Source organism: Streptomyces sp. NPDC020490 (genome assembly GCF_044335305.1).
Classification (GTDB): Bacteria; Actinomycetota; Actinomycetes; order Streptomycetales; family Streptomycetaceae; genus Streptomyces.
Window position 1 is genome coordinate 93,969 of sequence record NZ_JBIRUY010000032.1, and the last position, 14,428, is coordinate 108,396.

The window sequence follows — 14,428 nt, forward strand, 5'->3', positions numbered from 1 at the left end:
TCGAACATAGGGCCAAAGCCGTGTCCGCGCTCCCCCGAAACACGTCCGAATGCCCTTTTCCTTCGCGCACAAAACCTGTTGAAGATTGTCGCGCCCGCATACCGCCGGGTACAGTCGCCGCACTGCTCTGGCAGCCCCTGTTGTCGAGGCGAAAGAGAAGTTGGTGAACGACCGTCACCCGTCGGGGACCATGACCACCCCGGCCCAGGCTTCCGACGCCGCCTCCGCGCACTACGCGCCGTACGGCACCCAGGAAGCCCAGTACGGCGACTTCACCACCTATGGCGGCCACGACGCCGCGGGCTTCACCGCGACCGGCCACGCCACCACGACCTTCGCCGCGGACCCCCTCTTCGGCAGCCTCCCGGGCGAGGACACCGGCCCCTACGACGCCACGGCCTGGACGACGGGTGTCCAGCACACCGCGGTCTACGACGCCTACGCGGCCCGGCACCACGCCGCCTACGACACCGGCGTGTACGACGCGACCGCCTGGGGCGCCGACCAGCAGCGGCTCTCCACCGTCCCGCCGCAGGCCACCGGGGCCGATGTCTCGGGGCAGTGGGACGCGAACGCGTGGCTGCAGCCCGACGCTTCGGGCGGCCCGTCCGACCAGACCCAGCACTGGGAATGGGGCACGCAGACCTTCGAGACCGGCACGTACGACGCCACGGAGTGGAACTCCGACGGCTCACCGGCCGGCGACACGCCCGCGGCCGACGGCTACGAGCCCGATCCGTTCGACCAGCAGGAGACCGCCGTCTTCGAACCGGCCGGGCCGGACGCGTACGACGCCCCCACCCCGGACGACGGCGAACCGGAGATGGCCGCCACCGGCGAACTGCCCTCCGTCGGCCCGCTCCCCGACGACCAGCTCCTCGACGACCAGGAAGAGGTCGTTCCGGCTCCCGTCTCACGCGCGGCCGCGCGCAACGGGGCGCGTTCCCGCCGCCGCCCGCCCGCCAAGCGCTCCGCTCTGCTGACGATCGCCGTGCCCTCGGCGTGCGTGATGGGCGTGGCCGGCATCGCCGCCGCCTCCGTCGGCACCCTGAGCGGCGACAAGGACACCTCCACGACGGCTTCGGACGCGCACGCGGTGAAACCGTCCACCGCCAACAACAAGCTGGACACCCAGCTCAAGATCCTCTCCGCCGGCGCCGACGACTTCGCCGACCGGGCCAGTCGCACGCAGGAACGTATCGACCTCAAGGCGCAACAGGAGGCCGAGAAGAAGAAGGCGGCCGCCGAGGCCGCCCTCAAGGAGCGGCTGCGCCCCAAGTACGCCCTGCCGGTCGCGCAGCACGGCCTCAGCGCCTACTTCGGCCAGGCCGGCATCAACTGGATGTCCGTGCACACCGGCATCGACTTCCCGGTCTCGTACGGCACGACGGTGATGGCCGCCACCGACGGGACCGTCCGCACGCAGTGGAACAGCGCCTACGGCAACATGTTGATCGTGACGGCGAAGGACGGCACGGAGACGTGGTACTGCCACCTCTCCAGCTACCGCGTCGCCTCCGGTACGACGGTCAAGGCGGGCGACCCGATCGCGTACTCCGGGAACTCGGGCAACTCGACCGGCCCGCACCTGCACTTCGAGGTGCGGCCGGGCGGAGGGGCGGCCATAGACCCGCTCGCCTGGCTGCGCAGCCACGGGCTCGACCCGAACTGACCCCCCGCAACCACCCGCCCCCGTGAGCCCCCGCCTTCCCGACGGGGGCTCTCCGGCTTCCAGCCCCGACTTCCGGTCACCCGCCACCGGCCACCGGCCACCGGCTAGAGCTTCTCCACCGGTGCGTACCTCAGCAGCAGCCGCTTCGGCTTGGTGTCGCCGAAGTCGATCGTCGCCTCGGCGTTCGCGCCCGTGCCCTTGACGCCCACGACCGTGCCGAGTCCGAACTGGTCGTGCGTCACCCGGTCCCCGACGGCCAGCGAGACCACCGGCTTCTCGGACGTCCGGCGGGTGGCGAACCCGGACGCGCCCGACGCCGAGGAACGCGAGCGGGAGGACGACAGCGAGGCCGCCACCCCGGACGCCGGACCGGAGGACACCGGAGACATGGCGCCCGTGCGCTTCCAGTCGACGTGGTGCGGCGGGATCTCCTCCAGGAAGCGGGAGGGCGGGTTGTACGACGGCTGCCCCCAGGCGCTGCGCATCGACGAGCGCGTCAGATAGAGCCGTTCACGCGCGCGCGTGATGCCGACGTACGCCAGGCGCCGCTCCTCCTCCAGTTCCTTGGTCTGTCCGAGGGCGCGCATGTGCGGGAAGACGCCGTCCTCCATGCCGGTGAGGAAGACCACCGGGAACTCCAGGCCCTTGGCGGTGTGCAGGGTCATCAGGGTGATGACGCCGTCGCCGTCCTCCTCGTCGGGGATCTGGTCGGAGTCGGCGACCAGGGCGACCTGTTCGAGGAAGTCGGCCAGCGTGCCGGCCTCGCCTTCGCCTCGCTCCTGCTCGAACTCCAACGCCACTGCGGCGAGTTCCTGGAGGTTCTCGATGCGGGTCTCGTCCTGCGGGTCGGTGGAGGCCTGCAACTCGGCGAGGTAGCCGGTGCGTTCGAGCACCGCCTCCAGGACGGTCGCCGGGCCCGCGCCGGACTCGACGATCGTGCGGAGGTCCTCCATCAGCGTGTTGAACCGCTTGACGGCGTTGGTGGAGCGCGCCGCCATGCCGTACGCCTCGTCGACGCGGCGCAGCGCCTGCGGGAAGCTGATCTTCTCGCGCTGGGAGAGGGCGTCGATCATGGCCTCGGCGCGGTCGCCGATGCCCCGCTTGGGCACGTTGAGGATGCGGCGCAGCGGCACCGTGTCCTCCGGGTTGGCCAGCACCCGCAGGTAGGCCAGGACGTCCCGGACCTCCTTGCGCTCGTAGAAGCGGACGCCGCCGACGACCTTGTAGGGCAGGCCGACACGGATGAAGACCTCTTCGAAGACACGGGACTGCGCGTTGGTGCGGTAGAAGACTGCGACGTCGCCGGCCTTGGCCTCGCCCGCGTCCGTGAGGCGGTCTATCTCGTCGGCGACGAACTGCGCCTCGTCGTGCTCGGTGTCCGCGACGTAGCCGGTGATGCGCGCGCCCGTGCCCGCGTTGGTCCACAGGTTCTTCGGGCGGCGGGACTCGTTGCGCTCGATGACGGCGTTGGCCGCGCTGAGGATCGTCTGGGTGGAGCGGTAGTTCTGCTCCAGCAGGATCGTCGTCGCGTCCGGGTAGTCCTCCTCGAACTGGAGGATGTTGCGGATGGTCGCGCCGCGGAAGGCGTAGATCGACTGGTCGGCGTCGCCGACGACGCACAGTTCGGCGGGCGGGAGGTCGTGCTCGTTCGGCGGGACGTCCTCGTCATGGGCGCCGGTTCCGACGAGTTCGCGCACGAGCGCGTACTGGGCGTGGTTGGTGTCCTGGTACTCGTCGACCAGCACGTGCCGGAAGCGGCGGCGGTAGTGCTCGGCGACGTCCGGGAACGCGCGCAGCAGGTTGACCGTCGTCATGATCAGGTCGTCGAAGTCGAGGGCGTTCGCCTCGCGCAGCCGCGACTGGTACAGGGCGTAGGCCTGGGCGAGGGTCTTCTCGAAGCCGTCGGTGGCCTGCGCTGCGAAGTCCTCCTCGTCGATCAGCTCGTTCTTCAGGTTGCTGATCTTGGCGCTGAAGGACTTGGGCGGGTAGCGCTTCGGGTCGAGGTCCAGGTCACGGCAGACGAGGGCCATCAGGCGCTTGGAGTCGGCGGCGTCGTAGATCGAGAACGACGACGTGAACCCGAGCTTCTTGCTCTCCCGGCGCAGGATGCGCACGCACGCGCTGTGGAACGTCATCACCCACATCGCGTTCGCGCGGGGGCCGACGAGCTGCTCGACGCGCTCCTTCATCTCGCCCGCGGCCTTGTTGGTGAAGGTGATCGCGAGGATCTGGCCCGGGTGGACGTCCCGCTCGGCAAGCAGGTGGGCGATGCGGTGGGTGAGCACCCGGGTCTTGCCGGAGCCGGCGCCGGCCACGATGAGCAGGGGGGTGCCGTGGTGCACGACGGCGGCGCGCTGGTTGTCGTTCAGCCCCTCCAGGAGCGCGGCCGCGTCGACCGGGGGCCGGGGGGCGCCGTCACGGTAGTACGCGTCCCGGTCCGGCGGCACGTCGAACTTCCCGCCGAACAGATCGTCCGGAACGGGTTCCGGCACATGATCGTCCTCGGGCGGCGGCGGAGGTTCCTCCTCGTGCCCGCGGGGGGCCTGGAGGTCCGCCAGGAAGCTGTCGTCAAAGAGGCTGCTCATCGCTCTCCGAGTCTAGGGCGCCCCACCGACAGCCCGCCGCCGCCCTGAGAACATCGCCGGATCCGGCGACACCGCCCCCTGGGGCACGCTCCGTGCCGATCCATCACCTTCGGTGACCGTCACCGCGGGTCCTGTGAAAGGTCACGAAAATGTATCGGGCATATCGAACATCAACCTTCACAGGAGCCACGCGAGTTGGCTACGGTGCCGGGCAGGCCGAACGACCCCCACCGGCGAACGTCGCCGGGCCGTGCGGCCTCCGCCGAGTCCGGCGCGCCGCCGCGCTTCCGGAGCCGGGGACCCAACCGACCTTGGGGTGAATCGGCCCACTCTCCGTCCGGGGAGAAGGCCGTAGGGCAACCCTTCCGATCCACCCGCCCGAACCCTCCCCCAGTGCCTGAACGGCCTGGGAGGTACCCCCACCGCAAACTCGGTAGGCGGAGCATGGAAGGAGTCGCCTCCCTTGGCGTCGCACCGCAAGTCGCGCCCCGCGGGTACGCGCGTGGCCGGCATCCGCACCCCCGCCCTCGCCACCGCCGCCCTCACCTCCGTGGCCCTGCTGTCCCAGTCGGCCAACGCCGCCCCCGTCGCCGACGGGAAGCCGAGCCTGGAGGAGGTCGAGAAGAAGGTCGACGACCTGTACCGTCAGGCCGAGTCGGCGACCGAGAAGTACAACGCGGCCAAGGAGAAGACCGCGAAGCAGCGCAAGCACGTCGACACCCTCCTCGACGACGTCGCCAAGCGCACTCAGAAGCTGAACGAGGCGCGGGAGGAACTCGGCTCCTTCGCCGCGGCCCAGTACCGCACCGGCGCCGCCGCACCCGACACCGCGACCTTCTTGCTCGCGGACTCGCCTCAGGACTACTTCGACCAGACCCAGCTGATGAGCCGGCTCACCGGCCGTCAGAAGCAGGCCGTCGACGACTACGTCACCGAGCAGTCCGCGACGATGAAGAAGCGCCAGGAGGCCACCAAGAGCCTCGAGACGCTCACCGAGTCGCAGGGCGACCTCCAGGCGGCCAAGTCCACCGTCCAGAAGAAGCTCTCCGACGCGCGTCAGCTCCTGTCGAAGCTGACCGCCGAGGAGAAGGCGCGGCTGGCGGCGATCGAGAAGAAGCAGGAGGAGGCCGCGCGCCAAGCGGCCGAGCTGGCCGCTCAGCAGGCGGCGCAGCAGAAGGCGCAGGAACAGAGCGGCAGCGCGTCGACGGGCTCGACCTCGACCTCGACTTCGGGGAGCTCGACCACCGACTCGTCCTACGCCACCAAGGCCGAGAAGGCGATCGCCTTCGCCCGCGCGCAGATCGGCTAGCCGTACGTCTGGGGCGCCACCGGCCCCGACTCCTACGACTGCTCCGGCCTCACCCAGGCCGCCTGGAAGGCCGCCGGCGTGGCCCTTCCGCGCACCACCTACGACCAGGTGAACGCGGGCACCACCGTCTCGCTCGCCGACGCGCAGCCCGGCGACCTGATCTTCTTCTACGACGACATCAGCCACGTCGGCCTCTACATCGGCAACGGCATGATGATCCACGCCCCGAAGCCGGGCGCGTACGTCCGCGAGGAGTCGGTCTACTACGGCGGCGCGTCGATCATCCACAGCGTGGTCCGGCCGGCCTGAGCGAAGACGTGCAGCCCTGACCTGGTCGAGCGCCCTGTCCCGGGTGCCCGACCAGGCTCTGCCCCGGCTACAGATACGGGCGGGTGATCAACTCGATCGCGTGGCCGGCGGGGTCCTTGAAGTACACGCCCCGGCCGCCGTGCTCGTTGTTGGTCTCACCGGGGCGTCGCATCTGCGGGTCGGCCCAGTGCTCGACGCCCTGGTCACAGAGCCGCCGGTAGGCCCGGTCGAACAGTTCGTCGTCGATCAGGAACGCGTAGTGCTGCATCTGGATCTCCACCGGCGGCTCGGCGAACTGCAGCAGCACACCGTCGGGGAGCTGAATGTTGGTGAAGGGGCCCCAGGAAGGCGCTTCCGCCACTTCCAGCAGCTCCCGGAAGAAGCGGGCCGACTCGTGGCGGTCCTTGGCGGCGATGATGGTGTGGTTGAACGTGACTGTCATACGGCTGACCTCAGAATCGCTCGGCACGACAAACGGACTCGCGGTGCACGAGCACCTGGAGGTCCGCGTCCCGAACTGAGGGAGTGCCGCCTCGGCAGCCGCCATGCGATCAGCCCACCACCGGGTGGCCAATCCGTGTGTGGCGTAGCGCCGGTCCGGTGTTCACGTCAGGTGACGCTACTCGGCCCCTTCGGGTCAGGTCCAGAGCACCGCGATGAAGATGTTGGTCATGGTGAGCAGGCCCACCAGACCGAAGAGGCCCTTGTCCACCTTCTCGTCGTCCCGCTTGACGTAGACGAGACCGAGGATGACGACCAGGACGGCGAGCTTCACGCCGATCTTTATGTTGTTGACCTCGTGGCCCTCGGCCTGGTGGATGCCGACCAGGGCCACGCCGGTGATCAGCATGGTCAGCGCGCCGTGGAGCATCGAGGGCACGAAGCGGGCGGTGCCGTTGCCCATCGCCTTCATCTGGGTGAGGAAGCCGCCGAGCAGCGCGGCGATGCCGATGATGTGCAGGCCGACGAAGAGATGGATGAGTACGTCCATGAGGCCGGAGCTTAGACAGCGCCCCGGACACCACCCGACACCGGCCCTCCCCCGACGGCGGCGTACGCGACGAACGCGGCCCAGGCCGTCCCGGCGACAGCGAAACGGGGGCTCTCGGAGCCTAGCTTCGAGTCCCGGACGTGGATGGTGCGGGGGCAGGGGGCGACTTCTATACAGTTGCCGCCCTGATCATCGCTGTAGCTGGACTTGAACCACACCAGGCTGTCGATCACAGCTCCTCCGCCACCCTTCCGATGAACTCCGCTGACTCCTCAATACTGAGGGCATGCATGCGGATCATGGAATGCCTTTGGCTCAATGCACTCACCTTGTCCGGACGGGCGTGCAGCACACTCACCTCCGGCCCCTCAACATAGGCAAATGCGTCATGCTCCGGTGACTCCAGCAAGACCATCGGCCCCGCGAGGGCGACGCCGCTGCACCGGCCGATGGGCAGCACTTGGACGGACACGTTACGCAACTGGCCGACTTTCAAAAGGTGCCTGATCTGGGCCCTCATGACATCGCTGCCGCCGATGCCCGTCCGCAGCGCAGCTTCGTAGATCAGGAAGCTGTAAAGCACACTGATCCGCCGGGTCACCGCTTCTTGACGGCGCAGCCTCGCAGCCACGCGTTCGGCAACCGTCTCGTCATCCAGAGGCGGGCAGCTTCCCCCGATCAGCGCTCGCGCGTATTCCTCCGTCTGCAACAAGCCAGGAATGAGCAGCGGCTCGTAACAGGAGAAGCTGATGGCCTCGGCCTCGATGGCCATGAACTCCTGCGACCGCGCCGGGAACGGCTCCGGCTTCAGGTACTCCTGAGCCGCGACGAGTTTGCCGCCCGCCCCGCACACCTGGTCGGCGATCTGCAACAGCCGCAGCGTGGGCCGACGGCGGCCGTTCTCCATGGACTTGACGTACTCGTAGTCGTAACCGGCCTCCTTGGCCAGCGCCTCGCGGCCGACGCCGGCTTCCGCGCGCCACAACTTGATCTGGCTGCCGCAGTACCGCCACGCGATCGGCGGCTGGGAGTTCACGTCGGTCGTCACGTACACCTCCACCGGGTTCACGACAGGTACGGTCACTCGCCGTACCCGCGCCGTCACTCGCGAGGCTACGCACGACCCGGGACCGTGAACTGGCCGAACGTCAGAACTTCCACGCAAGGGATGAACAGCGCATGCAGACCCCGTGGCCCCAACTCCCCACGACAGCCGCCCCGAAGGACATCGAGTGGCGGCTGCCGCGTCACGCGCGCAGCGTGGGCAGGGCACGTGCGCTGTTCCGTGAGCAGGCGGCCTCCTGGGGGCTGCCGCAGGACGTGACCGACACGGCGGAACTCCTCCTGAGCGAGCTGATGACGAACGCCTACCGTCACGCGAAGGTCCCGGCCGGCCGCGAGATCCGGGCCCGCTGCGTGGTCACCGAGGACCGGGTCCGCGTCACGGTGACCGGTGCGAACAACGCACTCCCCGAGCCGGGCCAGGCATCGCTGGACGACGAGTCGGGCCGGGGGCTCGCGCTGGTGGCGGCGCTGGCGGACGACTGGGGCGCGGAGAGGCGGGAGTGTGGGATCGGCAAGGAAGTGTGGTGCGAACTCCTGACGAAGACCCCACAAGGCTGAGGGTCATGCTGCTGCCCGGCAGGCGTGTGGCAGGGTCTTCCCGCAGGCCGGTGCCGGCGACTCAGGGGGGAAGCGTGGAGCGAAGGATCTTGGCGCAGCGCTACGAGCTGGTGGAGCAGCTCGGGCGCGGCGGCATGGGGACTGTGTACCGGGCGGTCGACCGTCGGCTGCGCCGGGAGGTCGCCGTGAAGACCCTCTCCGCGGAGCTGGCGCGGCAGCCCCAGTTCCTCGCCCGGTTCCGGCGAGAGGCGCATGCCGCCGCCGCGCTCAACCACCCCGGCATAGCCACCGTTCACGACGCGGGTGAGGGCTCCGGAGACGGTTCCGCCGAGCCGTACCTGGTGATGGAGTACGTGAAGGGCCGGACGCTGAGCGATGTCGTGGGCGACGGCCCCATGCCGGTCGCGCAGGCAGTGGACATCACCGGACAGGTGCTGGAGGCTCTTGAACACAGCCACCGGCAGGCCATCGTGCACCGGGACATCAAGCCGGCAAACGTCATCCTCACGCGCGGCGGTACGGTCAAGGTGCTCGACTTCGGCATCGCCAAGGCACTCAGCGAAGCGGCGACCCGCCTCACCGGCACCGGAGTTGCGGTCGGCACGCCCGCTTACCTGTCACCCGAGCAGATCGTCGGGGACGAGACCGACCACCGTACGGACCTGTACGCCGTGGGCTGCCTCCTGTACGAACTCGTGACGGGGCGCCCCCCGTTCACCGGCGAATCACCGTTCTCCGTGATGCACCAGCACCTGGCCGCGGAGCCCGTGGCGCCGTCCTGCCTGCGGCCGGAGCTGCCTGCTGCGATGGACACGGTCATTCTGCGCGCTCTGCGAAAGAGCCGGGATGACCGCTTCCCGGACGCGGCTGCGATGAGGGTCTCGCTCGCCGAGGCCGCACTGGTCGCCCCCGCGTCCGTGTCCCCGTCTCCCACCGAGGTCGATCCGGCGGCCAGGACGATGACGCGCCCGGCCGTCGCTCCGCGGGCCTCCGCCGACAGTACCCCGCCGACCCCCTCCCCGAACCGGCGCCGGATGGGGGTGGTCGTCCAGCCGTCGGCCGAGGGCCTGCTCGCGCTGCTCGGCTGTCTGCTGTCCGTGATGGTCTCCCGGACCGACGCCATCGAGATCGACCGCTTCCGCCAAGTGGCCTTGCTGGCCGGGGTGTTCGGATCAGTGCTGCTGCTGTGGTCGGCACGGCTCGCCTGCGCCGTGGCCTGGGGCCCGGTGGCCGAGGCGGTGGCCGTGCAGTCGGGTCTCGCCCGCCAGTACATCGGCTGGGACACCCACTACGTCGTCGTGACTCTCATCCTCGGTGCGGTCGCCGCCGTCTGTCTCGTCGCCGGGTACCGCGACGCGCCTGGGGGCGGGTTCGCTCTCGTCGCCTTCTGGTTCACCGGCCTCACCTGCGTCTGGTTCTTCCTCGACGACCTCCGCAAGATCGGCGTGTTCTACGCCCTGCTCCTGGGCGTCACGATCGCCGTCGGCACGCACGTACTCAAGTCACGCGCCCAGCCACCACAGGGCACAGACCGCGGCGAGACACGCAACGACGAGCGGGACGCGGAGAATCCGGCGGCCGATCCCCACAGAGAACAGTCGGCACCCGCATCTCCATGAGGCGCCACGGGGACGCTACGAGGTTCGGCAGCCGGGGGGGCCGTCGGCTCGCGTGCCGGACGGTCACACCAGCCGTCGTGCCGTGGCCCAGCGGGTCAGTTCGTGGCGGTTGGAGAGTTGGAGCTTGCGCAGGACCGCGGAGACGTGGGATTCGACGGTCTTGACGGAGATGAACAGTTGCTTGGCGATCTCCTTGTAGGCGTAGCCGCGGGCGATCAGGCGCAGCACCTCGCGTTCGCGCTGGGTGAGACGGTCGAGGTCCTCGTCGACCGGCGGGGCGTCGGTGGAGGCGAAGGCGTCGAGGACGAAGCCGGCCAGGCGCGGGGAGAAGACCGCGTCGCCCTCCTGGACGCGGAAGATCGAGCCGATGAGGTCGGCGCCGGTGATGGTCTTGGTGACATAGCCGCGGGCACCGCCGCGGATCACGCCGATCACGTCCTCCGCCGCGTCCGAGACGGACAGCGCGAGGAAGCGGACGGGCTGCTCGGCGTCGGCCATCAAGGGGGCGCAGCGGCGCAGGACTTCGACTCCGCCGCCGCCCGGGAGGTGGACGTCGAGGAGGACGACCTCGGGGCGGGTCGCGGTGATGACGGTGACCGCCTGGTCGACGTCCGCGGCCTCCCCGACGACTTCGACGCCGGTCTGCTCGGTCTGGCCGATCTCGGCCTGCACGCCCGTACGGAACATGCGGTGGTCGTCGACGAGGACCACGCGCACGTGGCGCCTGCCCGCGCCGTCGCCGGCCGGCTCCATGGGCTCCGCGTTCGCCTCGGTCGAGTCGCTCATGACGTCTTCTCCGCCCTCTCCATCTCCAGTTCGACCTCCGTGCCGCCGCCCGGCACCGCGCGTACTCGCGCCGTGCCGCCGTTGCGCTCCATGCGGCCGATGATCGATTCTCTGACGCCCATGCGGTCGGCGGGTATCGAGTCGAGGTCGAAGCCGGGGCCGCGGTCCCGGACGGACACGAAGACCGTTCTGCCCTCGACTTCGGCATAGACCTGTACGGCGCCGCCGTCGCCACCGTACTTCGCGGCGTTGACCATTGCCTCACGCGCGGCCTGCATCTGCGCTCCGGTCCTGTCGTCGAGCGGGCAGTCGCCGACGACGACGACCTCTATCGGGACGCCGTGCTTGTCCTCGACCTCGGCGGCGTTGCGCCGGACCGCGTCGGCGAGGTTGTCGGGCTCGTCGGCCTCTTCCTTGCCGGTGCCCTCGGGTTTGTAGAGCCAGGTGCGCAGGTCGCGCTCCTGGGCACGGGCGAGACGGCGGACCTCGCCCGCGTTCTCCGCGTTGCGCTGGATCAGGGTCAGGGTGTGCAGCACCGAGTCGTGCACGTGGGCGGCGACTTCGGCGCGCTCCTGGGCGCGGATGCGCATCAGGCGTTCCTCGGACAGATCCTGCGTCATGCGGACGAGGTACGGCCCCGCGAGGAGCGTTATGCCGACGAGGACGGCGAGGGCGGCCTGGAGAACGGAGCCGAGGTGGGCGGCGGAGCCCTGCAGGACGAAGATGCCGGTGACACCGGCGGTGACGAGGAGGACACCGCCTGCGGAACGCAGCAGGGTGAGGGTGCGCCGACGGCGGCCGACCTCCATCCAGCGTGCCCGGCGGGCGTTGTCCGCCTGGCGCCAGACCAGCGCGACGCCCGCGCCGACGAGCACCGCGGGCCAGAGGTAGGCCTTGGCCGCGCCGCCCAGCTGCACATTGCTCACGAAGACCATGGCCAGCACGACCATGAGGAGCAGGGCGACGATCTGGCCCTTGTCCGGTCTGCGCGCCACGAGCCGACGCCGGCCGTCCGGCGAGGTCTCGGTGGAGACGAGGGACGGCTTCTGGCCGCCGGCCCCGCCGACACCGCCGACGCCGAGGGGTACGAAGAACCAGAAGGCCGCGTACAGCAGCGCGCCCAGGCCGTCCCCCATGAACAGGCCGACGAAGACGAGCCGCACCCAGATCACGGGCAGGCCGAGATGCCCGGCGAGCCCCCGCGCCACACCACCGAGCCAGCGTCCGTCACTGCTGCGGTAGAGCTTGCGCGGCGGCCGCGGTTCGACGAGTGGCGCTGCTGCGGCTTCCGGCATGCCAACGATGGTCACACGACGGGCCTGCCCGGGCATCAGGGTCGGCCCCGGAGACTCCCCTGATCTTCGCCCGCCCGGTCCGTCGAACGTTTCCCGGGCTCCGGGTCAGGGGCGATTTCAGGGTCCGGCCAGGGTCGTTCCGACTGCCGCGACGGCGGCCCGGCCGTCACCATGGAGTCATGACAGAACACGAGCGCGCCGCGACGGGTCCGGGACCCGGCTCCGGCCCGCGCCCCGCTCCGGGCGCCGGGCCGCAGGACGCCGCGCCCGCCGCGCCCGCCGCGGACTCCGCGGATGCCTCGTCCACGGCCACCGCGGGGCCTGGGCCCTCGGGTCCCGGGGCCGCCGCCCCCACCGGTGCGGGCGGCCACACGGACCCCGGCGCGGGCGCGCGGGCGGGCGCGGGCACGGAAAGAGAGGGGGAACCGGCGCCCATGCCGCTCCGGCGGGACCGGCGGTACAAGATGCTCGGCGGGGTGTGCGCCGGGCTCGGGCGGCAGTGCGACATGGATCCGGTGATATTCCGGATCACGCTCGTGGTGCTCTCCGCGACCGGTGGGCTCGGCCTGATCTTCTACGGCTTCGCGTGGCTCTTCGTCCCGTACGAGGACGAGGACGAGAACGAGGTCCGAAAGCTGCTGACCGGCCGCGTCGACGGGTCGGCGCTGGCGGCCGTGCTGTTCGCGCTGGTCGGCTGCGGCGTGTTCCTGTCGATGCTGAAGAACGGCGGCGTGCTGGCCTTCGCCGTCGTCCTCTCCCTCCTCCTCGCGGGCGCCGGGTACTGGTCGCGGCAGCGTGACACCCCCGACCCCGACCCGCTGGCCGCCCAGGCCGTCGCCGACGCCCCGCCGGAGGCCAAGGCGCCGCCGGTTCCCGCCGCGTACCCCTCCTGGTGGCGCGACCCCATCGTCAAGGACGGCACGCATGTGGGCGGCACCGGATACCTGTGGGGGCCCCAGGACTCCCGCGACCGGGACATCGCGGCCGCGGTCAACATCGGCCTGGGCAACTACTGGCACAACCGCGCGGACATACGCACCCCGCGCCCCCCGGCACCGCCCCGGCCGCGCGGGCCGCGCTGGACAGGCGGCTGGGTCTTCCTGCTCGCCCTGCTCGCGGGTGGGCTGGGCACGCGCCTGACGTGGGACGACCATCCTCTCGGCACCAGCCTGCAGACCGGCCTGTCCTGCGCGCTCGTCGTCTTCGGCCTGGGCATAGCGATCAGTGCCTTCCTGGGGCGCACCGGTGCCGGCTCGGTCCTGCTGGCGGTGATCACGGCGGGGCTGCTCGCCGGATCGGCGGCCCTGCCCGGCGACATCGGCACGCACTGGGCACGCACCACCTGGCAGCCGATCGCGGTGGCCGACGTACGGCCGACGTACGACCTCGGCAGCGGCGTCGGCACCCTGGACCTGACCCGGCTGCACGTGGCCAAGGGGCAGACGGTGAGCACGAACGCCGAAGTCGGCATGGGCCGGCTCAAGGTGATCGTGCCGCGGGACGTGACCGTGCGGCTGAGCATCGACGTGGGCGTGGGCGACATCCAGTTGCCGGGTGACGATCAGAAGGACGTGGACGTGGAGCCGGGCAAGCATCAGGAGGTGACCCTGTCGCCGACGACGGGTGGCAAGAGCAGCGGCACGCTCGACCTGGATCTCCAGGTCGGCCTGGGACAGGCGGAGGTCAGCCGTGCTGCGTCATGAGTTCCAGCCCGGGAAGCTGGTCGCCGGTCTGTTCCTCGCCCTCGCGGGCGTCATCTACGCCGGGGACGCGGGCGGCGCCTGGGAGGCACCGTGGTTCGTGGCGCTCCCGGTCGTCACGGTCGGCCTGTTCCTGGCCGGCGCGGTGGGCCTGCTGGCCCGGTCCGTGCGCCGGCGCCGCAGAGCGGGGCGCGAGGAGTCGGCGGCGGCGCGGCCGGACGCCAAGGTCTGACCCGGACGCCGTCGGCTGCGAGGGCTGCGCGGCCGGACACCGAGGTCCCAGCGGGACGCCGTCGGATCCGAGCCGGGAGCTACCGGTACCTCTCCGCCCACCGCCGTCACAGCGCGGCGTACCGGGTGGCGGCTCCCGCCAGTCGCCGTCACCATCGGGCGGACGCCGCCAAGCCGTCGTCCGCCCAGCCGTCGTCCGCCCAGCCGTTGTCCGCCCAGCCGTTGTCCGCCAGGCTGTCGCCTGTCAGGCGTCGCCACCAGCCCGTCATCCACCCGGCTGTCTGCCGGGCCCCGTCGCCGCTAGTCCG

12 protein-coding genes and 1 pseudogene are annotated in these 14,428 nt (G+C 70.6%); 6 read left to right on the top strand and 7 right to left on the bottom strand.

The features are described 5' to 3' along the window. The first annotated feature begins 163 nt into the window (after positions 1-163). Entirely contained in the window at positions 164-1,672 is a 1,509-nt protein-coding gene (locus ACH4ZX_RS29205) for a M23 family metallopeptidase (protein WP_398278990.1), read from the top strand. 104 nt (positions 1,673-1,776) lie between these two features. Here the strand turns inward: ACH4ZX_RS29205 and pcrA are convergent, their stop codons facing one another. Beyond that, the gene (gene pcrA / locus ACH4ZX_RS29210) at positions 1,777-4,257 is read right to left on the bottom strand and encodes a DNA helicase PcrA (RefSeq protein ID WP_398278993.1); all 2,481 of its coding nucleotides are present in this window, start codon (positions 4,255-4,257) and stop codon (positions 1,777-1,779) included. A 463-nt stretch (positions 4,258-4,720) separates the two neighbouring features. On the opposite strand from pcrA, the pseudogene ACH4ZX_RS29215 reads away from it, so the two are divergent. Continuing rightward, positions 4,721-5,875, top strand: a pseudogene (locus tag ACH4ZX_RS29215) (NlpC/P60 family protein). A gap of 67 nt (positions 5,876-5,942) precedes the next feature. Here ACH4ZX_RS29215 and ACH4ZX_RS29220 read toward each other — a convergent pair. The 4 genes from ACH4ZX_RS29220 to ACH4ZX_RS29235 form a co-directional block, all read right to left on the bottom strand. After that, positions 5,943-6,317 carry a VOC family protein gene (locus ACH4ZX_RS29220; RefSeq protein ID WP_398278996.1) on the bottom strand — a complete coding sequence of 125 codons (375 nt, stop codon included), beginning with the start codon at positions 6,315-6,317 and terminating at the stop codon, positions 5,943-5,945. A 195-nt stretch (positions 6,318-6,512) separates the two neighbouring features. Next, positions 6,513-6,866: a hypothetical protein gene (locus tag ACH4ZX_RS29225; protein WP_398278999.1), complete on the bottom strand. Its 354-nt coding sequence runs from the start codon at positions 6,864-6,866 to the stop codon at positions 6,513-6,515. A gap of 11 nt (positions 6,867-6,877) precedes the next feature. Then, the gene (locus ACH4ZX_RS29230) at positions 6,878-7,099 is read right to left on the bottom strand and encodes a DUF397 domain-containing protein (protein WP_398279002.1); all 222 of its coding nucleotides are present in this window, start codon (positions 7,097-7,099) and stop codon (positions 6,878-6,880) included. Beyond that, positions 7,096-7,935, bottom strand: a complete 840-nt coding sequence (locus ACH4ZX_RS29235; RefSeq protein ID WP_398279005.1) for a helix-turn-helix domain-containing protein — start codon at positions 7,933-7,935, stop codon at positions 7,096-7,098. The genes ACH4ZX_RS29230 and ACH4ZX_RS29235 overlap by 4 nt, the downstream gene beginning before the upstream one ends. A gap of 110 nt (positions 7,936-8,045) precedes the next feature. On the opposite strand from ACH4ZX_RS29235, the gene ACH4ZX_RS29240 reads away from it, so the two are divergent. Together ACH4ZX_RS29240 and ACH4ZX_RS29245 are read left to right on the top strand one after the other, a co-directional pair. Beyond that, positions 8,046-8,489 carry an ATP-binding protein gene (locus ACH4ZX_RS29240; protein ID WP_398279008.1) on the top strand — a complete coding sequence of 148 codons (444 nt, stop codon included), beginning with the start codon at positions 8,046-8,048 and terminating at the stop codon, positions 8,487-8,489. Between the two features lie 74 nt (positions 8,490-8,563). After that, the gene (locus tag ACH4ZX_RS29245) at positions 8,564-10,108 is read left to right on the top strand and encodes a protein kinase (RefSeq protein ID WP_398279011.1); all 1,545 of its coding nucleotides are present in this window, start codon (positions 8,564-8,566) and stop codon (positions 10,106-10,108) included. Positions 10,109-10,171: 63 nt separating this feature from the next. Here ACH4ZX_RS29245 and ACH4ZX_RS29250 read toward each other — a convergent pair whose 3' ends face one another. Both ACH4ZX_RS29250 and ACH4ZX_RS29255 read right to left on the bottom strand, forming a co-directional pair. After that, a complete protein-coding gene (locus tag ACH4ZX_RS29250) occupies positions 10,172-10,894 on the bottom strand; it encodes a LuxR C-terminal-related transcriptional regulator (RefSeq protein ID WP_398279014.1) in 723 nt (240 codons plus the stop codon). Next, positions 10,891-12,189 (bottom strand): PspC domain-containing protein, encoded by a 1,299-nt coding sequence (locus tag ACH4ZX_RS29255; protein WP_398279017.1) that lies wholly within the window; start codon positions 12,187-12,189, stop codon positions 10,891-10,893. The genes ACH4ZX_RS29250 and ACH4ZX_RS29255 overlap by 4 nt, the downstream gene beginning before the upstream one ends. 179 nt (positions 12,190-12,368) lie before the next feature. Between ACH4ZX_RS29255 and ACH4ZX_RS29260 the strand changes: the two genes are divergently transcribed. Continuing rightward, on the top strand, positions 12,369-13,892 hold the full coding sequence (locus ACH4ZX_RS29260; RefSeq protein ID WP_398279020.1) for a PspC domain-containing protein: 1,524 nt from the start codon (positions 12,369-12,371) through the stop codon (positions 13,890-13,892). Continuing rightward, positions 13,879-14,121: a hypothetical protein gene (locus ACH4ZX_RS29265; RefSeq protein WP_398279023.1), complete on the top strand. Its 243-nt coding sequence runs from the start codon at positions 13,879-13,881 to the stop codon at positions 14,119-14,121. Before ACH4ZX_RS29260 ends, ACH4ZX_RS29265 begins: the two co-directional genes overlap by 14 nt. The last annotated feature ends 307 nt before the right edge of the window (positions 14,122-14,428 follow it).